We start from the raw sequence: 22475 nt of genomic DNA, 5'->3' as shown, positions 1-22475 counted from the left end.
GCCCTTCACTGCCCGCCCCGAGAACGACCCCGAGTCGAACCCCGAGTCGAACCCCGAGCCGAGCCCCGGGTCGAGCCCCGAGAAGACGCAGGCGCAGCCTTGGTGTTGCCGTCGGCGGCTTGGCGGGCGAGGTGGGCGGCGTGTCGTTCGGCCTCCCGGGCGCGGCGGCGGGCCCCGGGCAGCGCGCGCTCCGCCTCCCGGACCCGGTCGCGGGTACGGCGCTCGTCTTCGGCGGCGTCGTGTTCGGCCTGTTCGGCGTCGGCGAGCTCCCGGCGCAGCTCCGCGACGTGCCCGCGGGCCTCCTCCCGGCGCTCTTGCGCGGCGTGGGCCTGCTCACGGGCAGCCTCCACGGCCGCTTGGGCCCGGTCAGCGTTCACTGCGGCCGTCTCGGCGTCCCGAACGGCCTCGTCCCGCCGGGCCCGGGCCTCGCGGCGTACCCGCGCCCGCTCGAGGTCGTCGGCGGCGGCCCGCGGAGCGGGCTTTGCGGAACGGCGCTTCGCCGGTTCGTCGGACAGGTCCCACACCGGACCTGCGGGCCTGGTCCCGGCGCCGGCGACGGCAGGGAACGCGGGCGGGGTCAAGGGGTGGTCCAGGCACCCTCCGGCCCACGCCCGGGCGGCATCGGGATCGGCGAGGGCGGCCTGGACGGTGCCGCGGACCTCCAGCACGCCCTGCTCGCTCAACGGCCGGCCCGCCTTCACCGTCAACGCCCGCGCCTGCCGCGCCAGCGCCATCGTCAACGCACGCTGCTGCGCGGACAGCGCCCGCAGCCGCGTGCCGTCCAGGTCCCGGTGCGCCTCCCGCAGCGCCGCCCCCAGCTCCAAGACCCCGGCCACCTCCTCGGGCCGGGCCCGCACCAGCACATTGCCGGCCCATGCCGCCATGGTCGGCCGCCGCAGCGCAGCCACCCGCGCCGCCAGGTCGCGCTCTCCGTCTCGGCGCAGCTGCGCCGCGTGTGTGTCGCGGGCGGCGGTGAAGTCCGCGGGAGAGAGCGCATACAGCTCGTCCGCCACCGCTTGGAACCGATCCGCGGCGGATGCGTCACGCCGGGCCATGGGCCTGCCTCCTCCCAGCCCCCGGTGATCTGTTCCGGTCACCCGGCGGCTGCCCCAGCTGTTGATCTTCACGCCTCCGCGGTGTGGTGCGGCGGTTCGCGCAGGTGCGAACCCGGGCCGGTCCAGGAAGTACCCGGCCACGGTGGGGAGGCCGAGGAGTTGCCGGACCGGTGGACCACCGCTCCTGGAAGACCCGAGTGGATGGCGGTGGGGGCGCGGCGGATTTCGGGCAATCCTGGCCGGTGCGGTGCGGTGCGGTGCGGTGCGGTGCGGTGCGGTGCGGTGCGGTGCGGCGCCGGCGGAGCGGTCAGCCGCGTTCGGTGAGCCGGTACATCTCGGCAGCGATGACCGACGCGGCGTACCGGCGGAAGTCCTCACCGCAGCTCGGCGTGTACGTGTCGATCGCGCGCAGCAGCCCGCGGCGTCCGGCGCGGCGGCCGACTTCGGTGCCGAGGCCCGGCGAGCGCGTGAGCCCGTCGGCGATGGCATCGGCCATGGGCTGGTTGAGCTCGACAATGCACATGCGGAAGCGGCTGTACGAGGGGCTGATCGGATGCAGCGTGCGCAGATGCGCGAGGAGCCGCTCGGTGAGGACGCCGAGCTGATGCTGGTCCAGCGCGCCCCGAGCGACCCGGGCGAACCAGCGGATGCGGGCGATCCGGTCGGCTCCGCTGCGGCCGAGGGCCGCATGGCGGGAAGGGCGGCTGGGGGCGGGGGCGGGGGCGGGGGCGGGGACGGGGGAGTGCGTCACGGTCGTTCCTTTCGCATCCCGCCGCCTGCCGGGCAGGCAGCGGATGCGCAGCGGCTACCCGGCCCGTCGGCCGCGATGCCCCGACCGGGTGACTTCGTGACCTTGCGCTTCGGCCGGACGATTCAGGGCAGCGTGCCCATGCGCACCGGCCCCCGGGCCTCTCCCAGGCAGGCCCAGGGCCGCCGATGTGCCGTTTCCGTGAAAGGAGAGCCGTCATGGCCGCTGAAGGCGACGTCGTCGCGCTGATTCTGGAAGACCACCGGCGCATGGAGCAGCTGTTCCGCCGTATGCGCAGTGTCGAGGCGGACCGGGAGGGGGCTTTGCGCGAATTCGCGGACCTGCTGATCGCGCACGGCCTGGCCGAGGAAGCCGAGGTGTATCCGGCGCTCAAGCGCTACAAGCACATCGACGACGAGGAGGTCGAGCACGGCCAAGAGGAGCACGAGGAAGGCAACAAGGCGCTCTTGGCGCTGCTGGAGGTCGACGAGGTCGGCTCGGACGACTGGGACGAGAAGCTGGAGAAGCTCGTCGAAGCGGTCTCGCACCATGCGGACGAGGAGGAGCGCACGATCCTCAACGGAGCCCGCGAGAACGTTGCGGACGAGCGTCGGCGGGAACTCGGCGCCGCCTTCGAGCGCGAGCGTGCACGGCAGTTGGCGGCCAAGTGCGGCGACGTGGACAACGTCCGCCGCATCGTCGAGGGATAGCCGAGACGGCCCCCGGGGCGACGCGAGCGCGTCCTTCGCTGCGCCCTGGATCCGGGCCTCTCGTTTCACCCCCTCGGGTCCCCCTGGGCCCGGCCCCCCAGGCTGCTCTCCCGACATCGGAAGCGAGGCCTTTTGCCCGGCCGTGCGTTCGAACCCGTCTATCTGATCGTCCACCGACGCGACACCGAGGCCGGCGTGGCGCTGCACGGGGAGATCGACGCGCGCTCCGAGAGCGTGCTGCGGGGCTCGCTGGCGCGGTGCCTGGCGGACGACCGCCACGCCATCGACATCGACCTCGCCGGAGTGACGCATTGCGACGCCACCGGTTTGCGCGTCTTCCACGACCTCGCCAAGGCGGCCGTCGAGGGCGGAGGACACCTGCGCCTGCACAATCCGGGCCGGAACCTGAGCGGCCTGTTCGTCTTGACCGGCACCGGGACGATGCTCCACGCCGTCCCCGCGTCGGGCGAGAAGGGGCCCGAGGGGTGCGCAGAGCGGTTCCCGGTGTGGCTGTCCGGCAGTGCCGCCGGGCGTGCGCTGCTGCGGTGCTTGGCGGCGATTTCCTGGCCCGCGCTGCTGCGATAGGCCGGACTCCGTCCCGCCAAGCACGGCGGCTGCCCAGGCCGGGAGCGGCCACGCGCCCCTGTGCGCGTCCGGTGCCGGAGCGGGCCGTGCCCGTGTCCGTGCGCCGGATTCGGGTAGCCCCCGGGCGAGAAGGGACGATCCGACCGGCTGGAGGGCACCGTGCGCGACTTCAGCGGCCGGGCGGCGTCGCCTCCGGCTTCGCGCGGGCGCTGCGGACCTCGCCGCGCGTCGACGCCGACGCCGACGCCGTGGCCGAGGTGAGCGAGCGCGTCGCGCTCACCTCCACTGAAGGAGCGGCGCGGGCCATCCTGCGCGGCGTGTCCCGGAACCGGGCCCGCGTCTACATCGGGGCGGACGCCTACGCGATCGACTGGGCGCAGCGCCTGCTCGGCGTGGGCGTCGAGCCGTTCGTCCGCGGGATCGCGGCACGGCTGCTGCCGGTGGCGTGGCGCGGGGAGACGACCGGAGCCCCGCAGTGTGCCGCTACGAGCGATGTCAGGAGTTGATCGCGGTGACCGATCGTGACTTTCCCGTTCCGGAGGACTCGCACCTGCGCCCCGACGGGGTGGCGGACGCCACCGTCGCCGCACTCGCCAGGGTGTCGGAGGCTTGGGAGTACACCGCCCGCGCCCGGGGCCACTTGTACACGTTTCATCAGCTCACCGGCAGCGCGGACCGGATCCTGCACGACGCCGTGGAGTTGCTGCGGCAGGCCGGGCACGAGGATGCCGCGGAGCTTCTGGCCCGGGAGATCGCCGGCCGCAACGTCATCCCGGGGCACTGGACGTTCCAGATCGTCGAGGCGTACGACCGCACGTACTACGGGCCGTTCGCCGAAGCCGAGCAGCGTCTGCGTGACGAACTCGTAGGCGGCCGTCGGCATTTGTACGAGGCGGAGATGAAGCAGCGCCTGCGCACCCATGGCCACCCCGATCACACCTGGGACTGACCGCTTCCTGTCGAGGACCCGGTCCATCGGCTCCTGGTACAGCGGTCGCCTCGACGTCCGCCACGTCGGGCCTGCCCTCGCCGCTTATGCCGCAGATGGACGCGCCTCCGACGTCGAGGAGGTAGCCCGCGTGGCCGGTGCGGAGGCACCGCCGCGGGTCGAGTCGGCCAGTGCCAGGGCGACTTCGCGCCACGAGGCCCCGGCGGCCCGGTTCCGGAGGCGGCGCGCGACGCTGCCTTCGGTGAGCATCGCCTCGGCGGCCGCGGTGACCGCTTCCCAGTCCCCGAAGGCCTCCAGCGTGGGCCGCAGACGGGCCAGCAGGCTGCGGACCACCTGCCCGGCCGGCGCGGGCGCACCGGTGGACGGGTCGAGGAGGTCCCCCTCCAGGCCGGAGCGGGCGGCGCGCCAGGAAGCGGCGCGCAGCCATCCGTCCGGCGCGGGAGCCGGCGGGTCGCCGCTGTCCACCGCGCGGCAAGCGTCGACCACCAGGGCCCGGAACAGGCCTGCGATCAGGACGACCGTGCCGATGTCGGGGCAGGCGTCGCAGATGCGCAGTTCCAGCGTCTTCACATGGTCGGAGGGGCGGACGTCGGAATAGACCATGCCGGGGTCGGATATCACCCTGGTGCGCACCAGCGCGCGGACGGCCGCGTCGTACTCGGCGGCCGAGCGGTACACCCCGGCGGGGCCGGCGGTGGGCCAGCGCTGCCACAGCATCGTGCGCCAGCTGGCGTACCCGGTGTCGGCACCCTGCCAGAACGGGGAGCTCGCGGACAGCGCGAGCAGCACGGAAAGCCATGGCGAGACCACCGGCATCGCCCGTACCGCGGTGTCCCGGTCCGGGATGTCGATGTGCACCTGGGCGCCGCAGATGAGTTGTTCTTCGGCGACCGCCTGGTATTCGTCGGCCATCTTGGCGGAGCGCTCGTCAGCGGCGAATCCCAGCGAATCGCCGCGGACGAGCGGCACTGTGCCGGCCGCCACCACGGCGAGCCCGTGCTCGGACGCGGCCTCGACGAGCGTGCCGCGGATGGCTGCGAGGTCCTCGCGCAGCGCGCCGAGGGTGCTGTGCACGCCGCTGCGCGATTCGATCACGGAGAGCTGGAACTCGCCGGTGAAGGTCTCGGCCGGCAAGTCCGCCGACAACGCCGGGGCTTCCGGTACCAGGAGCCCGCTGCTCGCGTCGATCACATGGAATTCTTCCTCGACGCCCATCCTGACGTGCACGCGTTCGCTCCTTGCTGTTCCACCCGGCATGGTGCCGTCCCGGCCGCTTCGACGCGTCCGGGCGTCACGACGCTGCCCTGAGGCGGCGAAAACATTCGCCAGGCACTCAGCTCGTGCTGTTGCGGCCGGACGACGCCTGAACGGGGGCGGACCGTGTGTGCACCGCGCCGCCGTCGGATGGCGCGGATCGCGAAACCGCGGATCACGACCAGGGGAGCGGATTGCGGCGCTGCCGGGCCGGCGTTCCCATCGGTCTACCGGTGGGCCGTGGCGCGGTGGACGAGCAGGGCGGCGAGCACTGCGTCGGTGGTGGCGACCTGCACCCGTCGGTCCCTGGCCGCAATCCCCGCTTGGCGGACCGGCCGCGGAGCCCGGCCGCGGGGGGCCGGGCTCCGCAGCGGTCGCCCTGGCGCGGCGCTCAGACTTCGCCGCGCCAGGATCCGGTGGTGTTGCCGTCGCGGTTCTCGATGAAGGTCTTGAAGCGGTCGAGGTCGCCGCGGGCCTTTCGGGTGACGAAGCCGAGCTTCTCGCCGACGGTCTCCACGATGCCTTCGGGGTCGTGGTCGAGTTGCAGCATGACCTTGGTGCGGGCGTCGTCGAGTTGGTGGAAGGTGACGACGCCGCCTTGGTCGGGGCCGGTGCGGCTGCGCCAGGCGATGCGATTGTCAGGGATCTGCTCGGTGATCTCCGCGTCGAACTCGCGTGTGACGCCGGCGATGTTCGTGACCCAGTGGGTGTGGGTGGCATCGATCTGGTCGACGCGTTCGACGCCGTCCATGAAACGCGGGAAGTCCGCGAACTGCGTCCACTGGTCGTAGGCGGCGCGTACGGGGACGGCAACTTCGACGGATTCCTGGATCTGCGTCATGCGGTCGGCTCCTCGATAGGGCGAGGCGAAGTGCCTCGAACCGCGGCGCTACCCCTGGGTGCCGATTCCACGCGGGGTCTCGTCCCCGGCCTCAGCGGCGGGGTCCGGGGCCGCCTTGGACCCGGTCGGCGCCGTGTCGGCGTTCAGCGGCGGTGGTGGCCTGCCACTCGGTGGCGCGGTGGTCGGCGGACTCGTCGACACCGACGGCGCTCGTGAGGTCCATGGAGAACGGCCGGCCGCGAGCGCCTTCACCAACCGCCCCCGCCGGTGAGTTCGCATGTCAGGGCATGTCCGCAGCACATCGGGGCAGCAGGACGCGCGGAGGTGCAACATGGCGGGGGAGATCCCGGTGATGGGCTGGATGGGTCGGGCAGCGTGCCGAGGCACGGACCCCAGGGCGTTCGAGGACACCGAGCCCGATACGCGGGCCGCGGCGTCGGTCAAGGCAGCGCTCAAGGTGTGCCGCGGCTGCCCGGTGCTGGCCGTCTGCCGTGACTGGTCGATGGATACCCGGCAGCCGCAAGGAGTCTGGGGCGGCATGACCACCCGCGAGCGCGAACGTGCGCGGTCGGCGCGGGTTGCGGTCCGCCGGGCACCCTGACAGCGCTGTAGCCGCGCCAACTACCCCGGGCAGACCGGCTTTCTGCGGGATGGGAATTGGTGTCTGCGGTCGAACGGGACCTGTGACACGCGACCTCCAACCGCGGGGGCGCCCCCTGCACCCGGCGGCACGTTGGGTGCCCGGCCGCGTCGCAAAGGGCTGTTCGTCTCAGTATCCGGAACTCCGCAGGCCGGCCCTGCTGCGCGGCATCGCGGTCGGCCGGGGCGCGGCAGCTTGATCAGTCGTCGGCGGAGCCGGGCTCGGCCATCTTGCGGTGCATCTGCGCTTTGGTGCTGTCCGGGAGGACGGCTGCTGCCGCGGCCTGGGCCTTCGTCTTCAGGGAGCCTGCGACGACCTTGGCCTTGCCGGCCATGAGCGCTTCGTATCCCTCGCGGGCGACGTCGGCGGGGTCGTCCTTGTCGCCTTGGCCGACGGGTGTGTCGAGCATGTCGGCGCGTTCGAAGAATTCGGTGTCGGTCGGTCCCGGCATGAGCGTGGTGACCGTGATCCCGGTGTCCTTGAGTTCGTTGCGGACGGCCAGGGCGAAGGACTGCACGAAGGACTTGGAGGCGTTGTAGACGGCCTGGAAGGAGCCGGGCATCGTGGCGGCGATCGAGGAGGTGACCAGCAGTCGGCCGGTGCCCCGCGACCGCAAGTCGGCCAGGGCTCTTTTGGCGAGGTGGATCGTGGAGGTGCAGTTGAGGGCGATGATGTCCAACTCGTCACGTAGGTCGTTGTCGACGAAGGCGCCGCCTTGGCCGACGCCCGCGTTGAGCACGACCGCGGACGGCGGTCCGCCGTGCCGCCCACACGGCGTCCGCGCCGATGGACGATCAGGAATACGGGATCGGATTCTCGCTACGCATCGCACGCTTCGATGAGGAAGTCCGGCAAACCGCGAGACCGGCGCGCTTCTTGCTGTGCACGGCGAGATCGACGTCCACGCGGACAGCGTCCTGCGAAGATCGTTGCAGCGGTGCCTGGGGGACGGCCGCGCAGGAAGCCGGCCCAGGTGTCGGCACAGCGCTGCCGAGAGCCACAGCTCATGCGTCCGTTCGGGTGGATGTGCCGTTCCGGTGTCGACGCTTCGCCCTGCGAACGGATGCAATGGCGACAGCGACGGCAGCCCGACCCTGGTGCGTGCCGTGGTAGCCGGGCCCTGGGCGATCGACGGTCAGGGGCCAGGAGCGGTATCGGGTCGAAGCGGAGGACAGCAGCGTGGCTCAGGGCAGTGTGAAGTGGTTCAACGGGGAGAAGGGCTTCGGGTTCATCGAGCAGGACGGGGGTGGTCCGGACTTGTTCGTGCACTACTCCGAGATCACCGGCAACGGATACAAGTCCTTGGACGAGGGCCAGCGCGTGGAGTTCGAGGTCGGCCAGGGGCAGAAGGGCCCCCAGGCGCAGCAGGTCCGCACGATCTGACTGCGCCCCCACAGCAGCCGGCGGCCCCGGTATGGCCAACTGCCACGCCTGGGCCGCCGACCGCGGGACCGCCATGAACCCGGACTGACGCCACAAAGATCGACAACAGCATCGCTTCTGTGGTCGGCGACTCGTTCGTCACTCCTGCAGAAGAGTCTCCCTTGTGAGGCGTCGGACTGACGTCGCAGGCGTGAGGAACTCGAGCGGCATCGCTGCCGCCGTCATCAGGGCGCGGCCCACGGGAAAGCACTGCGCGGCGGGCGGCAGGACACCTGCCCGGCCGCTGACGACCACGTTTACGCGGCCTGGCCCCTGAGACGGTCCGGGCGGGACGTCGAGCCGGCGGAGGGTCTGACGGGCTACGGCTTCGGCGCTGTCGTACAAGGTGGTCGCATCGGGGAGACTGAGCATGATCTGGTCGGCAACCAGCGGGTAGTGGGTACAGCCGAGGACAACCGAGCTGCACGCGCGCGGCGTCTGCTCGACGGCTGCGGCGACGGCACGAACGATCGCAACCCTGTCCCCGCAGTCGACAGCCTCGGCGAGCCCGGGGCACGCGACAGGGAACACCGGGACGCCGTCGGCGTGTTCCGCGACCAAGCGCTGCTGGTACTCGCTTTCGGTGGTCCTCACGGTCGCCCAGACGGCAATGGGCGCTCCCGCGCTTGCGGCCGGTTTGATGGCAGGAACCGTGCCGATGACGGGGATCCCTGGCTCAAAGCTCTCGCGAAGTGCGTCGATCGCGGTGACCGTCGCGGTGTTGCACGGCACGACGAGGGCCTGCGCTCCGCGCTCGACGGCGATCTCGCCGGCGGCAAGCAGCCGCTCAGTAATGAATTGCGCCGACTTCGAGCCCCACGGCATGCCGTCCGGATCAAGCAACAGAAGCAGGTCGACACTCGGGGCCAACCAGCGAAGCCAACCGGCCGTAGGGAGCAAGCCGATCCCTGAGTCGATCAAAGCCACTGTCATCTGGCGAACCTAGCAAGCACACCGCGACTCCACGTGCACCGCCACCAAGTGAACGGCGTGGCAGTCGACGCGGAACCCGAGCCGAGCGTCGTGAATTCAGGCGGCAACTCCCGGGCGGGCTCGGCTTGCTCGGCGGCGCGGTCGCGGCTATGCGACCACGGAGGTCCGATTGCTGCTCAGAGGGTGGCCGCCCTGCTGTAGTTGACGATTGCTTGGAGGCCACGTGCCTCGGCCGCATCCGCACCCTCGGTACCCCGAGGCACCATGGTGGGCTGTCCGTTGCCCGAGAAGGCGTACGAGCCGTACATCATGATCGAGGTGTAGTCGAACTGGGGGAAGAGCTGGTTCTCGTGCTCCTGAAGCCGGGTCTCGGACCGCGATTCGCCGCCGCTCGCGGCCGACGCAGTCCCCGCCCCCGCAGTAGCGACAATCGCAGCACTCAATGCGGCGGCCAGCAAACGAAGCGCACTCATGGCACGTCCAACGCGTGCGTTCCCCCGCCCGGCACGCCCGCGACAAGCCTTTCACCCGAAGCGAGCAGCCTCGCTTGAGCGCGATCGACGCCGCAGCGACCGAGTACGTTTGGGTGTCCGTCCATGCGTGGGCGATGGTGGCAGTTTGCGCGGTTCTGGGTACGTCCGGCTGCACTTCCCTGGCGGAGCGGCAAGGCGACGCCACCGCTGCGGCTCGGTTCCGCCAGGCCCTCCAGGACGGGTTCGCCGTGCAGGGGCCGGGGCAGCCGCCAGGTGAGGTCCCGGCCACCAGACGGCCCAGGCACGGCGACTGCGACCGCCGTGCTCGGGCTGCCGGGCGGCGGTCCCGTCCTCCCGAGGCAGCACCTGCCGCACCGAGGGGCGCAAGCGTTCGCCGGCCGGCCACCGTCGGCCGAGCAGGAGCAGCGTCCCGGGAGAAGAAGCGCACCTTTGCCGGTGGATTGCGGTGGCGGTGGGTAGCGGCTGCCTGGACGGAGGTGGCCGCGAGGAACAGCACCCTGGAACTGTGCAGGGCCGAGGACCCGGGCATGGCGCGGGCCAGGGTGTGGGGCCGGTCGGCCCGCGGGGCTTTGGATGACGACGAGCTGCGGCACCTTGCCGGGCAGTTGATGCGCCAGATGGACACGTCGGACCCCGCCGGCCGCGAGTTCGCCAGGTTCGCTGCGTGTGTGGTCGAGATGAGCAACGCGCCGCCGCGGCAGGTCAGGTCCCCGGCCTGACCCCTGGCTGCTTGCCCGGACCGAACGGAGGCCGCGGGGATCCCGCATGGTCGTGGCGGCCCTGGGCAGTAGGGGTCCGGCGGCCGCCGGCGGCGCTGCCGACGTGTACGACCGCAGGAGGTACGCATGAGCCCGTCCCGCACCGAGGCGCCGCCTGTGGCGCATCGGCTCGGCCTGGCCGACACCGCCCGGGTGGCGACGCAGGTCCTGGTGCCGCTGGTCGCCCAGGGGGCCGTCGTCCGCCGCCCGCGGGTGCTCGCGCTCGCGGAACGCGTGGATGCGGCGCGCCGGGCCAACGGCGTGCTGGCGGATCTGCGGCAGCGCCACGGCCCCGGTCCGGTCGAGGCGAACATCCTGGGCCGCCGGGTCACGATCCCGCTGGCAGCAGAGGACGTACGGGAGATCCTGGACGCCGACCCCACCCGCCTCAGTCCGGCCACCAGGGAGAAACGCGCCGCGCTCGGCCACTTCGAACCGGAGGCGGTCCTCGTCACCGACCCGGCCGACCGCGCTCCCCGGCGTGCCCTGAACGAGGCGGTGCTGGACAGCGGCTACGCGGTCCATCGGCTCTCCGGCGCGTTCCACCACGCCGTCTGCGAGGAGGCCCGGCGGCTGCTGCTGCGCGTCGGGCCGACCGGCGAACTGGGTTGGGAGACCTTCCACATCACGTTCGACCGGGTCATCCGCCGCATCGTCCTCGGGGCGGCCGCGGTCGACGACGTGCCGCTGACCCGGCTGCTGAACGGCCTGCGCTCGGACGGCAACTGGGCCTACGCGCACCCGCGCCGCCGCCGCGTGCAGGAACTGTTCGCGCACCGGCTCGCCGGACATCTGCAGCGCGCCGACCCGGACAGCCTCGCGGGCCTCCTGGCCGAACAGCCGCACACCGCCGAGAACGCGGCATACGGACAGGTGCCGCACTGGCTGTTCGCCTACGACGCCGCGGCGATCGCGGCGTACAACACCCTGGCGCTCCTGGCCACCCACCGCGAGCACGCCGACTGCGTACGCGCGGAGGCGAACGACGCCGACCCCGAAGACCCCTACGCGACGGCGACCTTGGCCTACCTGCGGTCCTGTGTGCTGGAAGCACTGCGCCTATGGCCGACCACATTGGTCATCCTGCGCGAAGACACCGACCCGGGCCGGGGATCGGGCACCACCGCGATCGTCAGCTCGTTCTTCCACCGGGACGCGGAGACGCTCCCCTTCGCCGACCGTTTCGACCCATTGGCGTGGTCGACAGGGGACGCCGGCCCGGCCCGCGGCATCGTCCCGTTCAGCGCCGGCCCGGTGGCCTGCCCCGGGCGGAACCTGGTGCTGTTCACCGTCACCGCCCTGCTGGCCACCCTGCTGCGCGAACGCGACGGCCTGCGCCTGGTCCAAGGCCGCCTGCGCGACGACGGCGCACCGCTCCCGCACACCCTCGACCACACCGCGCTGCGCCTGCAGTTCGGCGCTGCGTAGCGTGCACGGACGGACCACCACGGCCGCTGCGGTGGGGCCGGGGCCGGATGGGGCGTCACGACGCCTCGTTCGGCTGGTCAGAGGAGGGCGACGGGGCGGGCGGGAACAGGCCGCGGGTCTGGGTGACCTCCAGCAGGCTCACCGTCTGCGGGCTGGGGGCCACGGTCAGCACGCCCCCGCGCTCGTGCAGCCGGTCTCGGCTCGCGAGCAGCACGTGCAGGCCCGAGCTGTCGATGAACCGCACCGCGGTCAGGTCCACGTGCAGGCCGAGGCAGCCGGTGTCCAGTACTGCCTCCAGAACGTCGCGCAGCGCAGGGACGCTGTCCTGGTCGATCTCACCCGCCACGCGGACACACGGACGGCCGCCGTCGTTGCGCACGTCGATGTCCAGGTCGACAGGAACGGGCGCCTGCCCCGGGTGCCGACGGTTCGCGGTGCGCCCCGAGGTGGCATCGGGCGCAGAACGGGGCCGGGTACTCGACTTCCTGGTCGATTTCCTGGCCACTGGGACGCACCCTCAGACGGTCGGGGCTCTGCGGCCCCCTCGCCTTCCCACCCTGGATATCCCTGACCCGCGGGTCGATTCCAAATAGGGAAGATTTATGCACGTATTAATGTGCATATGTTCAGAGTAGCATCGGTGTCACGACCGAATGCCGCTCAGGAACGCTCGGTTTCGGAGCCCTGGGGGGTGCCGATGTCGTCGTCGACGGCCCGAACGGCTACGCCATGGCAATCGGCGCCCTATCGACGCCTGCCCCGTATCGACAGCGGACGCGCGGGAGGCCGGCCGGGCCGCGGGAATTCGCTGCGGTGGGAGGCGGGTTGGGGGCTGTGGCCCACTCCTGGCTGCCGCTGCAGGCCGGCTGAGATCTGCTGCCCGGATGCGCTCCGGGATCACGTCCGGGCTCGTGGGCTGCTCTGGTGGCCGCTCCACTGCCCGCTGCCGTCCTCGCCGAGCATCTGGTCGCGCAGTTCCACGTCGCCTTCCTGGTGGTAGCCGGGCGGTATGCCGAGTCCCATCAGGGAGAGGATTTTTCCCAGGACCGCGCCGAGCGCGGCGATGCCGACGCCCAACCAGAACAGCCAGGCCTGGGCCATCGGCAGCGCCACTGCGGCAACGACGCAGCCGGTGAGGATGACCGCCACGCCGATCCATGCGGCCGGGGTGTGGCCGGCGTTGCCGGTGCGGACGTCGCCGCGTCCCACCTTGTCCCGGCCTCGCTGGACGGTCTTGTCGTGAGCCGCTTCCCAAGTGTTGTCACGCGCGTCGTAGCTCATGCGTGCCTCTCCGTGGCCGACTGTCCGGCCGGGCGGACCCTGGCCGCTTCGTGACCGCAGCTACCCGCACGCTCCGCTTCGATGCCCGGCGGGGGAAGACCGGCGCGCGGGCCGGCCCCGCATGCCCGAGTGGATCACCGTGAGGTCACCGCGCGGCCGGGGTGCATCCCGTCGGACCCGGCCCGCCCCCGCCGCCGCGCGGCGGACCCGGTACCGGCGAGGAGGTCGTGGACGCCGCAGACCTGGAGGACGTGGATGGCGTGCGCAGGGATGCCGGTGACGGCGAAGGAGGGGCGCGCGGTACGGCTGCTTCGGTCGACGTGGTGATGGTCGGGGCCGGCTCCGCGGCATGCGTGCCGGCGGCGACGCTCGCGGAGGCTCCCGCTGCCGGGTGGCCTGTGCCCGGGCGGCCGGCGTCCGGGCACAGGCGATTTGGCTACTCGGTCGGCAGCAGGCCCAGTGCTTCGGCGCGCTTGCCGAGGGCGCCGCCGTTGAACCGCGTCCACTGCTCGCGCAGCACGCCGGGGCCGTACTCTTGCGAGCCGCCCAGGGATTCCGCGAGCAGTTGGAGCTGGGCGCCCTCTTCGAGCAGGACGATGTACTCGACAGTGGCCAGGAAGCCGCCGCTGCCCCAGACGGTGGCGCCGCCGTTGGCCTCGAGGATCGCGGGCGGGGGGATCTCCTCGGCGAGGCGGTCGAGGATGAAGTCGACCTGCGAGCCGCGCCGGTCGATGTAGACGGGGATCTCGCGCGCGAGGGTGTCGCGCTGCACGGGAACGTACCGGATGGGCAGCGGCCGGTGGGTCTGCGACCAGGCTCCCAGGTACGGGGAGTGCACGTGGATGACGGTGGTGATGTCCGGGTGGGCGGACAGCACCCGGTGGAAGCCGAAGCCGCGTGCGGCATTGGCGTCCCCGAGGTGGACGGTGCCGTCGAGGCCGACGACGGACGGGGTGACGGTCTGGTCGACCGCGAACGGGCCCGGGTACGTGAGTGTCAGGTAGAGGTCGTGGCCGGGCACGCGTTCGACGCCGCTCACGGTGCCGTTGGCGGTGATGCTGCCGATCTGGCGGAGCACACGGAAGGCGTGTTCGGCCTGTTCCTTCGCGGTGGCGACGAATTCCAGGACGTCGGCCGAGAGTTCTCCGGCGATGGGGGCGGGAGCGTCGGAGGTGGGGGCGGTGTCCAGGCTGGTGGTCATGTCGGTGCCTTTCTGGTACGGGACGAGTGGTCGGCTGCCGGCGGTCAGACCGCGGACAGTTCCGCCGGGCTTTCCGGTGCGGTGAGTTCGTGCGGGCCGCGCAGCAGCGGCAGGACTTCTTCGCCGACCCGGTACGCCTCTTCGAGGTGCGGGGTGGCTGCGAGGATGAACGCGTCGACGCCCAGGCCGATCAGTTCGTCGAGCCGTTCGGCGACATGCTGGTAGCTGCCGACCAGGCCGAATGCCGGCCCCGGGCGCAGCAGGCTGAAACCGCCCCACACGCCGGGGGAGACGGTGAGTCCCGCCGGGTCGTGGAGGGTGGCGCCGGAGAGGAAGTCGCCGGTGCGCTGGGCGCCGACCGAGTCGCCTTGGCGGCGGAGGAATCCGTCCGCGGCGGCGGGGTCGACGTGGTCCCAGCCGCGGCGGATCTCGCGCCAGGCGGCTTCCTCGGTCTCGCGGGCGAGGACGTCGACGCGTACCGCGAACTTGGGCGGGGGTGTGCCGGTGCGGGCGCTGTGCTCGCGTACCGCATCGAACTTCTGCTTGAGCTGGTCGAAGGGCTCCAGCCAGGACAGGTAGTAGTCGGCATGCCGTCCGGCGGCGTCGATGGCGGCGGGGGACGAGCCGGAGAAGTAGATCTCGGGGAAGGGCTCGGCGGCGAGCGCGGCAGGCAGGCCGCCGCCTTCGACGCGGTAGAAGCGTCCGTCGAAGTCGAACGGGCCGCCGTTCCATACGCCGCGCAGCACGTCGAGGAATTCGGACGTGCGGGCGTAGCGGTCGTCGTGCGCGACCTTGTCGCCCCACCACAATTGCGCGGGCCCACCGCCGCCGGTGATGACGTTGAAGACGGTGCGGCCGCCGGTGGCGCGTTGCAGCGAGGCCGACATCCGGGCGGCGTGCACGGGATTCAGGAAACCGGGCTGGAACGCGATCATGAACCGCCAGGTGCGGGTCTCGCGCGCCAGCGCCGCAGCTGCGGCCCACGGGTCGTCGGTCATCGGGAAGGACGGCAGCAGGCCGCCGTAGAAGCCCGCCTGCTCGGCGGCACGGGCCACGTCGGCCATGTGGTCGAGGTAGGTGAACCCGTCCGGTGAGCCGCGGCGCAGGCCCGGCGCGATGCTGCCGGGCCGTACCCGGTCCCAGTCGCCGCGGGTCTTGTCGGGATGCCGCAGCGACTCCTTGTCGCCGCCCATGCCGATGCGCCAGTAGATGTCGATGGTCACAGGGACGCCTCCGCGGGTGTGCGGGCCGCGTGCAGGCGCGGCAGGAGGTGTTCGCCGATGCGGTATGCCTCTTCGACGGCGGGGTGAGCGGCGAGGAAGAACTGCGTGATGCCGTACGCGTCGCGGTACTCGGCGAGGCGCGCGGCGATGTCGTCGTAGGAGCCGACGAGCCCGGTCGGTTCGGCCCCGGGGCCGGCCGCGCGGCCTGCTTCGGCTTGGTGGCGCGCCAGGTCGTCGGCCGCCTCGGCGGCGTCGGCGCGGGCCAGGACGGGTACGCGCAGGCCGAGGGCGATGTCGGTGCCGCGCTCGCGGCCGGCCTGGCGCAGGCGGTCGGTGTGCTCGGCCAGGTCGTCGTCCAGCCCGAAGACGTGCACGTCGGCATGCCGGGCGGACAGTGCGAGGGCGGCGTCGCCGGTGCCCGTCAGGTGGACGCGCGGGAACGGGACGCCGGACAGCGGGCCGAAGAACCCGCCCTCCAGCACGTGGTGGAAGCGTCCTTCGTAGGTGAACTCCTTCTCGTGCCAGACGCCGCGGGCCACGGTGAGGAACTCGTCGGCGCGGGCGTAGCGGTCGTCGCCGTCGACATGGTCGCCGAGGGCGCGCCGGCGGGCCGGGTCGATGTCCACGGCGAGGTGCCAGTCGAGGCGCGCGCCGGTGAAGCGCTGAAGCGACACCGACAGCTTGGCGGCGTAGACCGGAGTGGCGAACGCCGGAGGGAACTCGACCCCGACGCGCAGCCACAGGGTTTCGCGCAGCAGTGTGCCCGCGGTGATCCACGAGTCCTCGCCATCCGGGTCGAACGGCACAGTGACGCCGTCGAACCCGGCGACGTCGGCGGCCCTGCCGATCGCGGAAAGGTGGTCGAACGGACCGACGTTCCCCGGGCGCGGGTCGGTGAACACCGGCCGGAATTCGCGTCGCGCGCCGGGATTCCAGCCGCCGCGCGGCCGGCGCCCCGGGTCCGCCTCGCGGCCGTCGCCGCGCACCGGCACGGTCCAGTGGAAGGCGGCAGGCAGTCGGCTCACGCCGGCACCCCCGCGCTGTCCTCGGCCTGCTCCGCGGCGACGATCTCCTGCGCGCGGGCGAGCGGTTCGTCCGCCGTCCAGGCGCCGAGATCGATGTCGGCCGCGAGGAATCCGTGGACGAGCAGGAAGTCCTTCTGGATGCCCAGGAGTTCGCGGCGCTCGTCGGAAAGGTCCGGATGCAGCGCGGTGTGGAACCCCTCGCGATAGGCACGGTCGACTCCGGCGCTGCCGGAGCGGGTCTCGGCGGCCAGGATCGCGCGGACTTCGTCCGGATTCCCGGCCGCCCAGTCCGCGGCGCGCAGCGTCTGCACCAGGAACCGTACGACGAGGTCCTCGTGTTCGGTGAGCAGGTCCTCGTGCACGGTGATCGGGCGCGGCGTGCCGTTGTTGACCCGGAAGCGGCGGTCGGCGCCCGCGTCGAGGTCGACGGCGACGACCGCACCGATGCGGGCAGCGTCCTCGGCGGACCGGGCGCCCTTCACGTAGACGGCGTCGACCTCGCCCGCGGCGAGCGCGTCGAGGCCGGGCCAGGCGGCGTCGATGCCGGTACGGGCGGGCCACCGCCGCTCCGCGGGGCCGCTCTGGCCGCCGCCGGCGACCTCGACGAACCGTACGTCGGCGAGGCCGAGTCCGGCGGTGGCCAGCGCCCCCGCGAAGCCATGCAGGGCCATGGCACGCGGGAAGCTCCCGGCGCGCGAGTCCGCCCAGGCGGGGAGGGCGATGCGGGCGCCCGCGAGATCGGCGGCACTGGTGATGCCGGAGTCGGGGTGGACCAGGATCGACTGCCATTCGTCGATCCAGGTGAGTCCGATCAGGCGGGTCCGGGCGCCTTCGGAGCGGGCGGCGAGCGCGGGGACGTTGCCGCCTTCGCGGAACAGGCCGACGAGTCCGTGGTCGAAGTGGTGCCGGGCGAGCTCCGGCGGGCCGTCCTGGAGGACCCCGAACCCGAGTCCGTGCCGGGCGAACTCGGCGGCAAGCGTGCCGCGGTGCAGGGCGAGGCCGCTGGCGGTGGGAACCGGGCAGCGGGTGTACCAGATCGTGTCGGGTGCGGCAGGGGGAGTCATGAAGCCTCCTCGGCAGGTCGGGACGGAGCAGGGGCGGCAGGAGGAGCGGCCGGCTCGTCGGCGTGCACGCCGAGCTCGGCCAGCAGCGCGCGGCGCAGCGCGATGAACGCGGGAGCGTCGGTACGGCGCGGCCGCGGCAGGTCGACGCGGACGTCGACGGCGAACACGCCGTCGCGGAGCACCGCCACCCGGTCGGCGAGCCGGACGGCTTCGTCGACGTCATGGGTGACGAGCAGCACCGCGGGCCGGTGCCGCGCGTACAGGTCGCCCACCAGGTCCTGCATGTGCAGCCGCGTCAGCGCGTCGAGTGCCGCGAACGGCTCGTCGAGAAGCAGGAGTTCGGGCTGGCGGACGAGCGCTCGGGCGAGCGCGGTGCGCTGGGCCTCGCCGCCGGAGAGCGTGGCCGGCCAGCTCCGCTCATGCTCGGCGAGGCCTACCTCGGCGAGCGCGGTACGCCCGGCCTCGCGGGTGGCGGCGCCGCGGCGCTGCCCGAGGGTGACGTTGGGCAGCACGCGCATCGTCGGCACCAGGCGCGGCTCCTGGTAGACGATGGTGCGGCGCGAGGGCACGAGGACCGTGCCTGTGTCCGCGCTCTCCAAACCGGCGAGCAGCCGCAGCAGAGTGGTCTTGCCGGTGCCGCTGGGACCGAGGAGCGCGACGAACTCGCCGGGCCGGATGTCGAGATCGACACCGTCGAGCACCCGCTTCTCGCCGTCCTTGACGCGGTAGGCCTTCCCGATGCCGCGCAGCCGCACGGCGAGGCGCCCCGGCGTGGACGCGGCGGACGCCGTCAACGGAGCGTCAGGTGCTTGCGCCACGGCATGGCCTTCCTTTCCACCAGGCGGATCAGGGAGTCGACGGCCAGGCCGAGCAGCGCGTACAAGACGATGCACAGCACCATGTAGTCGGGCCGGTAGTACTGCTGGGCCAACGAGACGAGGTACCCGATGCCCTCGGTGGTGCTGACCTGCTCGGCGGCGATGAGCGCGGTGAGGCTGATGCCGAGGGAGATCCGCAGCCCCATGAGGATGTTCGGAAGCGCACCGGGGAGCACGACGGTGAGCGCGAGCCGCGGCCCGGTGAGACCGAACCCCCGTGCGGCTTCCACGACTTTGCGGTCCACGCCGCGCACACCCAGGTAGGTGTACGCGTACATGGGCGCGGACGCGGACACCGCGATCAGCACGACCTTGAAGGTCTCGTCGACGCCGAACCACGAGATGAACAACGGAACGAGCGCAAGGAACGGCACGACGCGCTTCATCTGCATGGTGGTGTCGATGAGTTCCTCGCCGAGCCGGGAGAACCCGCTCAGCAGCCCCAGGGCGAGTCCGGCCCCGGCGCCGAACAACACGCCCAGGCCGGCGCGCTTGGCGGACGCCGCGGTGTAGTCGGCGAGTTGGCCGGTCTCCCACAGCTCGCGGAATGCGGTGAGCACGGAGCCGGGGGAGGCCAGCACCGCTTGGTCCACGCGGCCCGATGCGGACAGCCACCACCACAGCAGCAGCAACCCGGCCGGGACGACAGCGCGCAGCGCGAGCGACAGGGCACGGCTCCGCGGCCGGGATCCGAGGAACTGGGGCGTGACCAGGCCATGCGTCTCCTGATCGGCCGGACCCCTTACTGCAGCTTCGAGTTCGTGGGCCGCGACGGCCTTCTCGGGGGCGACCGCGCTCACGACGGAACCTTCGTCCAGTCGAAGACCACCGCGGCCGGATCCACCGGGTTGGGGAGCACGCCGTACTTCTTGAACAGTGCGGCGACCTTCTCGATGCTCGCGGTGTCCTCGGCCTTGGGGAGCCGCGGCGGGTTGGTGTAGCGGGCGGTCTCGACGTTGTTCTTCAGCCGCTCACCGGACGCCGCGCGCGGGCCCTTGTCCTCGAAGATGTTCTGGAACTTCTCGGGGTTGGCCCGCTGTTCGGCAACGAGGTCCTGGACGACCTTCAGATAGGTCTGCACGGCCTTGGGGTTCTCGGCGAGGAGCTTGTTCGACGCGACGGTGATGCCGAGATCGTCGGACGGCAGGTCCCGGCCGCGGAAGACGACGCGTGCGCCCTGCGCGACCGCCTCGGGGAAGGCGTCCACGATGGCGACCCAGGCGTCCACCTTGCCCGCCGCGAAGGCACCGGCGGCCTGGTCGGGCTGCATGTACACGCGTTCGACCCGGTCGACCGGGACGCCGGCCTGTTCGAGGGCCAGCAGCAACAGGTACTCGCCGTGCCCGGCCCGGTTGACCGCGACCTTCTTGCCGACCAAGTCCTGTACGGACTTGATCGGGCTGTCCGGCTTGACGACCAGTCCGTCGCCCGCGCCCGCGCGCTGGTCGGTCACCGGGTCGGAGAACGAGAAGATCTTGATGTCCGGAGTGGACGACAAGTACCCCAGCGCCGGAGAGATGGCGCCGCTCTGCACGTTGATGGCCCCGGCCCGGATGGCGTCGGTCGCCGCGGTGAACGACGCGTAGTGGCCGCCCCATTCGACGCGGGCGTCGACCTTGGCCAGTTCCTTGTCGAGGATGCCGGTCTTCTTGGCATAGGCCAGCACGCCGGCGTTCCCCGGGTCGATGATCTTCAGGACGGTCCGGCCGCCCTTGCCGTCCGCCGCCTCGGAGTCCCCGCCGCAGGCAGCCGCGGTGAAGGCGAGAGCGGCCGCGGCAAGGGCGGCTCCGGCGCGTCGGAACCGGCGCAGCGTGGTCGTGGGCATGGCGGTATCTCCTCGGGGGACGGAAGGGCCGCGGGCGCGGCAAAGCGGCCCCGTGTCAGGGCGCGCGTGGGTGACCCCGCCGGGCACGGCGGGCAAAGGGAAGGGGAGTTCAGCGGCTGGACGGCCCGCTTCGGACAGCGGGCGGCGGGCAGACGGACGGACGGACGGCAGCCGCCCGTGCGCTCCGCGCAGACAGGCTCAGCGCAGACAGAGCGCGCTGCCGACCCGACACAGGTCCACGTGGGTCCGGTTGGTCAGCAAAGTCTTCGGCACGCGCTGAACATACCCAGATTCGATCGACGGCCACAACGGAATCCGAGGCTCCGCATGGCCATCGGGGAATCCGGTAACAATCAGGCAATGCCGGGTTAGCACTCCGACTTTCGGACGGTGCAGAACACGTCCCTTTGAACTTGTCCGGAGGTTGTCCGCGAAAGGGATCCCAGGCCGAGGGGGTTGCGGTGGCCACCGACGTTGCCGGGGTCATCGGTGGGGTCGATCGTGGTCGATCTCTTGTGCGGGGTACCTCATCGGAAAAAACAGCGGGCTTCCGGTGCCTGGCCGGGATGGGCCGGGGCGCCGGAAGCCCGCGTTGCGCGGTGGCAGGTCGGGGCGGTGCGGGGCTCAGCCCTGTGCTGCTGCGACCGGTTCGTCCGCCGGATCCGCCGGTTCCGTGGCGGTGGAGTGCTTCTCGGGGGTCGGGGGCGGGGCCGCCGTCTTGCGGATGGCGAGGCCGGCGAAGGCGACCAGGGCGGCGATCGCGATCAGGTAGGCGAAGGTGCCTTGGAACGCCGGGACCACGGTGTGGGATTCGCTGCGGTTCTGCAGGACCAGGGCGGCGATGGCGATGCCGAGGGAGCCGCCGACCTGGTTGCTCAGGTAGACCGCTGCGGTCGCGCTCGGCACCGACTCCGGTGGGACGGAGGCGAATGCCGCCGACATCGCGGGGGCTCCGACGAAGCCGAGGCCCGCGCCGGTCACCACGGAGTAGGCCACCAGCAGCCAGGTCGACGCCCCGCTGCCCGCGGTCGCGAAGCCCAGGATGCCGAGCGCGGCGAGCGCTCCGCCGAAGGGGATGAGCACGCGGGCACCGACCTTGTCGTACAGCTGGCCGGCGATCGGCATGCCGATCCACACGCCGACACCCTGCGGGACGAGTAGCAGCCCGGCCGCCATCACGCCGCGGTCGCGGGCGAGTTGGTAATAGAGCGGGAGCAGGAACAGGAGCGAGAACAGCAGGATGCCGGTGAGGAAGACGGCGCCGATGCCGCCGGCGAACCCGCGGGAGCGGAACAGCCGGACGTCGAGGACGGGCGCCGTGGCGCGCAGGGCGTGCAGGGTGTACCCGGTGAGGAGTGCGGCGCCGGCCGCGAGGGCGGCGATCACGTGCGGCGAGCCGAATCCGGAGTCGCCGGCGGCCTGCGAGAGGCCGTAGACGACGGCGGCGAAGCCGGGGCAGAGCAGGGCGATGCCGCGGGTGTCGAGGGGCGGCGGGTCGCCTTCTCGCGGCGGGTCGGCCGGGATCTGCTTGTAGGCGAGCGCGAGTGCGATCACGCCGATGGGCAGATTGATGATGAACATCCAGCGCCACGAAGCGTGTTCGAGCAGTACGCCGCCGAGTACCGGGCCGAGGATGGGGCCGAGGGTGACGACGGCGCCGACGATGCCGATCATTTTCCCGGCGCGGGCGGGCCCGGCCGCGCGCGCCAGCATGGTGAGGAGCGTCGGTTCGAGTGCCCCGACGCCGATGCCCTGCACGATGCGGAAGGCGATGAGGCTGCCGGGGCTCCAGGCGATCGCCGAGAGCGCGGAGCCGAGCAGGAAGACGGTGAGGCCGAAGAGCCACACGGTCTTGCCGCCGAACCGCTCGGCCGCCCAGCCGCTCACCGGAACGGTCGCGGCGAGGGCGAGCAGGTAGCCGGTGGCCACCCACTCGATGGTGCCCAGCGAGGTGTCGAAGTGCTCGCCGAGGGTGTCGATTCCGACGTTGACGATCGTGGTGTCGAGGATGCCCATGACGCCCCCGAGCAGCATCACGAGCATGAGGCGGAGCAGCGGCCCGTCGATCCGGGTGTCCGATTCTTCCGGTGGTGCGGCGTTCACAAGCGCCTCCGAGTTAACTGGAAGATTCAATGTTCTTTACTCACAAGTTCAAATTATC

27 protein-coding genes are annotated in these 22475 nt (G+C 72.0%); 8 read left to right on the top strand and 19 right to left on the bottom strand.

Annotated features, from left to right (window positions below; genetic code table 11):
• Nucleotides 1-5: 5 nt before the first annotated feature.
• Both LZ495_RS08160 and LZ495_RS08155 read right to left on the bottom strand, forming a co-directional pair.
• Nucleotides 6-1055, bottom strand: a complete 1050-nt coding sequence (locus tag LZ495_RS08160; protein WP_235051332.1) for a hypothetical protein — start codon at nt 1053-1055, stop codon at nt 6-8.
• Between the two features lie 307 nt (nt 1056-1362).
• Nucleotides 1363-1806: a hypothetical protein gene (locus LZ495_RS08155; protein ID WP_235051331.1), complete on the bottom strand. Its 444-nt coding sequence runs from the start codon at nt 1804-1806 to the stop codon at nt 1363-1365.
• Between the two features lie 215 nt (nt 1807-2021).
• Here LZ495_RS08155 and LZ495_RS08150 point away from each other — a divergent pair, with 215 nt between their 5' ends.
• The 4 genes from LZ495_RS08150 to LZ495_RS08135 all read left to right on the top strand — a co-directional run bounded on the left by LZ495_RS08150 (nt 2022) and on the right by LZ495_RS08135 (nt 4047).
• The gene (locus tag LZ495_RS08150) at nt 2022-2513 is read left to right on the top strand and encodes a hemerythrin domain-containing protein (protein ID WP_235051330.1); all 492 of its coding nucleotides are present in this window, start codon (nt 2022-2024) and stop codon (nt 2511-2513) included.
• A 132-nt stretch (nt 2514-2645) separates the two neighbouring features.
• Nucleotides 2646-3098: an STAS domain-containing protein gene (locus tag LZ495_RS08145; protein WP_235051329.1), complete on the top strand. Its 453-nt coding sequence runs from the start codon at nt 2646-2648 to the stop codon at nt 3096-3098.
• Nucleotides 3099-3346: 248 nt separating this feature from the next.
• Nucleotides 3347-3604: an SDR family oxidoreductase gene (locus LZ495_RS08140; protein ID WP_235051328.1), complete on the top strand. Its 258-nt coding sequence runs from the start codon at nt 3347-3349 to the stop codon at nt 3602-3604.
• A gap of 5 nt (nt 3605-3609) precedes the next feature.
• A complete protein-coding gene (locus tag LZ495_RS08135; protein WP_235051327.1) occupies nt 3610-4047 on the top strand; it encodes a hypothetical protein in 438 nt (145 codons plus the stop codon).
• Between the two features lie 84 nt (nt 4048-4131).
• Here LZ495_RS08135 and LZ495_RS08130 read toward each other — a convergent pair whose 3' ends face one another.
• From LZ495_RS08130 to LZ495_RS43895, 3 genes are all read right to left on the bottom strand, one after another.
• Nucleotides 4132-5274: a carboxylate-amine ligase gene (locus tag LZ495_RS08130; protein WP_235051326.1), complete on the bottom strand. Its 1143-nt coding sequence runs from the start codon at nt 5272-5274 to the stop codon at nt 4132-4134.
• Nucleotides 5275-5692: 418 nt separating this feature from the next.
• A complete protein-coding gene (locus tag LZ495_RS08125; protein ID WP_235051325.1) occupies nt 5693-6142 on the bottom strand; it encodes an SRPBCC family protein in 450 nt (149 codons plus the stop codon).
• 91 nt (nt 6143-6233) lie between these two features.
• On the bottom strand, nt 6234-6365 hold the full coding sequence (locus tag LZ495_RS43895; RefSeq protein ID WP_268822481.1) for a hypothetical protein: 132 nt from the start codon (nt 6363-6365) through the stop codon (nt 6234-6236).
• Nucleotides 6366-6473: 108 nt separating this feature from the next.
• Here LZ495_RS43895 and LZ495_RS08120 point away from each other — a divergent pair, with 108 nt between their 5' ends.
• On the top strand, nt 6474-6743 hold the full coding sequence (locus tag LZ495_RS08120) for a WhiB family transcriptional regulator (protein ID WP_235051324.1): 270 nt from the start codon (nt 6474-6476) through the stop codon (nt 6741-6743).
• 238 nt (nt 6744-6981) lie between these two features.
• Here LZ495_RS08120 and LZ495_RS08115 read toward each other — a convergent pair whose 3' ends face one another.
• Nucleotides 6982-7521, bottom strand: coding sequence for an SDR family NAD(P)-dependent oxidoreductase (locus tag LZ495_RS08115; protein ID WP_308267747.1), 540 nt, complete (start codon nt 7519-7521; stop codon nt 6982-6984).
• Nucleotides 7522-7961: 440 nt separating this feature from the next.
• Here LZ495_RS08115 and LZ495_RS08110 point away from each other — a divergent pair, with 440 nt between their 5' ends.
• Nucleotides 7962-8165: a cold-shock protein gene (locus LZ495_RS08110; protein WP_235051323.1), complete on the top strand. Its 204-nt coding sequence runs from the start codon at nt 7962-7964 to the stop codon at nt 8163-8165.
• Nucleotides 8166-8303: 138 nt separating this feature from the next.
• On the opposite strand, the gene LZ495_RS08105 is transcribed toward LZ495_RS08110, so the two are convergent.
• Both LZ495_RS08105 and LZ495_RS08100 read right to left on the bottom strand, forming a co-directional pair.
• Entirely contained in the window at nt 8304-9137 is an 834-nt protein-coding gene (locus LZ495_RS08105; protein WP_235051322.1) for a glutamate racemase, read from the bottom strand.
• Nucleotides 9138-9313: 176 nt separating this feature from the next.
• Entirely contained in the window at nt 9314-9610 is a 297-nt protein-coding gene (locus LZ495_RS08100; protein WP_235051321.1) for a M12 family metallopeptidase, read from the bottom strand.
• A gap of 548 nt (nt 9611-10158) precedes the next feature.
• Here LZ495_RS08100 and LZ495_RS08095 point away from each other — a divergent pair.
• Together LZ495_RS08095 and LZ495_RS08090 are read left to right on the top strand one after the other, a co-directional pair.
• Nucleotides 10159-10350, top strand: coding sequence for a hypothetical protein (locus LZ495_RS08095; RefSeq protein ID WP_235051320.1), 192 nt, complete (start codon nt 10159-10161; stop codon nt 10348-10350).
• Nucleotides 10351-10476: 126 nt separating this feature from the next.
• Nucleotides 10477-11817 (top strand): cytochrome P450, encoded by a 1341-nt coding sequence (locus tag LZ495_RS08090; RefSeq protein WP_235051319.1) that lies wholly within the window; start codon nt 10477-10479, stop codon nt 11815-11817.
• A gap of 55 nt (nt 11818-11872) precedes the next feature.
• On the opposite strand, the gene LZ495_RS08085 is transcribed toward LZ495_RS08090, so the two are convergent.
• The 11 genes from LZ495_RS08085 to LZ495_RS08040 form a co-directional block, all read right to left on the bottom strand.
• The gene (locus LZ495_RS08085) at nt 11873-12196 is read right to left on the bottom strand and encodes an STAS domain-containing protein (protein WP_308267743.1); all 324 of its coding nucleotides are present in this window, start codon (nt 12194-12196) and stop codon (nt 11873-11875) included.
• 518 nt (nt 12197-12714) lie between these two features.
• On the bottom strand, nt 12715-13098 hold the full coding sequence (locus LZ495_RS08080; protein WP_235051317.1) for an HGxxPAAW family protein: 384 nt from the start codon (nt 13096-13098) through the stop codon (nt 12715-12717).
• A 436-nt stretch (nt 13099-13534) separates the two neighbouring features.
• A complete protein-coding gene (locus LZ495_RS08075; RefSeq protein WP_235051316.1) occupies nt 13535-14299 on the bottom strand; it encodes a class II aldolase/adducin family protein in 765 nt (254 codons plus the stop codon).
• Between the two features lie 44 nt (nt 14300-14343).
• The gene (locus LZ495_RS08070) at nt 14344-15522 is read right to left on the bottom strand and encodes an LLM class flavin-dependent oxidoreductase (protein ID WP_235051315.1); all 1179 of its coding nucleotides are present in this window, start codon (nt 15520-15522) and stop codon (nt 14344-14346) included.
• Entirely contained in the window at nt 15519-16547 is a 1029-nt protein-coding gene (locus tag LZ495_RS08065; RefSeq protein WP_235051314.1) for an LLM class flavin-dependent oxidoreductase, read from the bottom strand. The genes LZ495_RS08070 and LZ495_RS08065 overlap by 4 nt, the downstream gene beginning before the upstream one ends.
• On the bottom strand, nt 16544-17611 hold the full coding sequence (locus tag LZ495_RS08060) for an ABC transporter substrate-binding protein (RefSeq protein ID WP_235051313.1): 1068 nt from the start codon (nt 17609-17611) through the stop codon (nt 16544-16546). Before LZ495_RS08060 ends, LZ495_RS08065 begins: the two co-directional genes overlap by 4 nt.
• A complete protein-coding gene (locus LZ495_RS08055) occupies nt 17608-18429 on the bottom strand; it encodes an ABC transporter ATP-binding protein (RefSeq protein ID WP_235051312.1) in 822 nt (273 codons plus the stop codon). The genes LZ495_RS08060 and LZ495_RS08055 overlap by 4 nt, the downstream gene beginning before the upstream one ends.
• Nucleotides 18402-19289, bottom strand: a complete 888-nt coding sequence (locus tag LZ495_RS08050) for an ABC transporter permease (protein WP_235051311.1) — start codon at nt 19287-19289, stop codon at nt 18402-18404. The genes LZ495_RS08055 and LZ495_RS08050 overlap by 28 nt, the downstream gene beginning before the upstream one ends.
• Nucleotides 19286-20314: an NrtA/SsuA/CpmA family ABC transporter substrate-binding protein gene (locus LZ495_RS08045; protein WP_235051310.1), complete on the bottom strand. Its 1029-nt coding sequence runs from the start codon at nt 20312-20314 to the stop codon at nt 19286-19288. The genes LZ495_RS08050 and LZ495_RS08045 overlap by 4 nt, the downstream gene beginning before the upstream one ends.
• A gap of 198 nt (nt 20315-20512) precedes the next feature.
• Nucleotides 20513-20587 (bottom strand): putative leader peptide, encoded by a 75-nt coding sequence (locus LZ495_RS45240; protein ID WP_372498545.1) that lies wholly within the window; start codon nt 20585-20587, stop codon nt 20513-20515.
• A 351-nt stretch (nt 20588-20938) separates the two neighbouring features.
• The gene (locus LZ495_RS08040) at nt 20939-22417 is read right to left on the bottom strand and encodes a DHA2 family efflux MFS transporter permease subunit (protein ID WP_235051309.1); all 1479 of its coding nucleotides are present in this window, start codon (nt 22415-22417) and stop codon (nt 20939-20941) included.
• Nucleotides 22418-22475 lie beyond the last annotated feature (58 nt).

Origin of the sequence: Yinghuangia soli, from assembly GCF_021502675.1 — a bacterium.
GTDB classification, from domain to species: domain Bacteria; phylum Actinomycetota; class Actinomycetes; order Streptomycetales; family Streptomycetaceae; genus Yinghuangia; species Yinghuangia soli.
Note: the sequence above shows the minus strand (reverse complement) of the source record. Positions and strands in the feature narration are given on the sequence as shown.

Coding starts and splice junctions, on each gene's coding strand:
- LZ495_RS08160 (WP_235051332.1), bottom strand. CDS start 1,055: ATGGCCCGGCGTGACGCATCCGCCGCGGATCGGTTCCAAGCGGTGGCG.
- LZ495_RS08060 (WP_235051313.1), bottom strand. CDS start 17,611: ATGACTCCCCCTGCCGCACCCGACACGATCTGGTACACCCGCTGCCCG.
- LZ495_RS08150 (WP_235051330.1), top strand. CDS start 2,022: ATGGCCGCTGAAGGCGACGTCGTCGCGCTGATTCTGGAAGACCACCGG.
- LZ495_RS08095 (WP_235051320.1), top strand. CDS start 10,159: ATGGCGCGGGCCAGGGTGTGGGGCCGGTCGGCCCGCGGGGCTTTGGAT.
- LZ495_RS08075 (WP_235051316.1), bottom strand. CDS start 14,299: ATGACCACCAGCCTGGACACCGCCCCCACCTCCGACGCTCCCGCCCCC.
- LZ495_RS43895 (WP_268822481.1), bottom strand. CDS start 6,365: ATGGACCTCACGAGCGCCGTCGGTGTCGACGAGTCCGCCGACCACCGC.
- LZ495_RS08120 (WP_235051324.1), top strand. CDS start 6,474: ATGGCGGGGGAGATCCCGGTGATGGGCTGGATGGGTCGGGCAGCGTGC.
- LZ495_RS08090 (WP_235051319.1), top strand. CDS start 10,477: ATGAGCCCGTCCCGCACCGAGGCGCCGCCTGTGGCGCATCGGCTCGGC.
- LZ495_RS08100 (WP_235051321.1), bottom strand. CDS start 9,610: ATGAGTGCGCTTCGTTTGCTGGCCGCCGCATTGAGTGCTGCGATTGTC.
- LZ495_RS08045 (WP_235051310.1), bottom strand. CDS start 20,314: ATGCCCACGACCACGCTGCGCCGGTTCCGACGCGCCGGAGCCGCCCTT.
- LZ495_RS08080 (WP_235051317.1), bottom strand. CDS start 13,098: ATGAGCTACGACGCGCGTGACAACACTTGGGAAGCGGCTCACGACAAG.
- LZ495_RS08125 (WP_235051325.1), bottom strand. CDS start 6,142: ATGACGCAGATCCAGGAATCCGTCGAAGTTGCCGTCCCCGTACGCGCC.
- LZ495_RS08105 (WP_235051322.1), bottom strand. CDS start 9,137: ATGACAGTGGCTTTGATCGACTCAGGGATCGGCTTGCTCCCTACGGCC.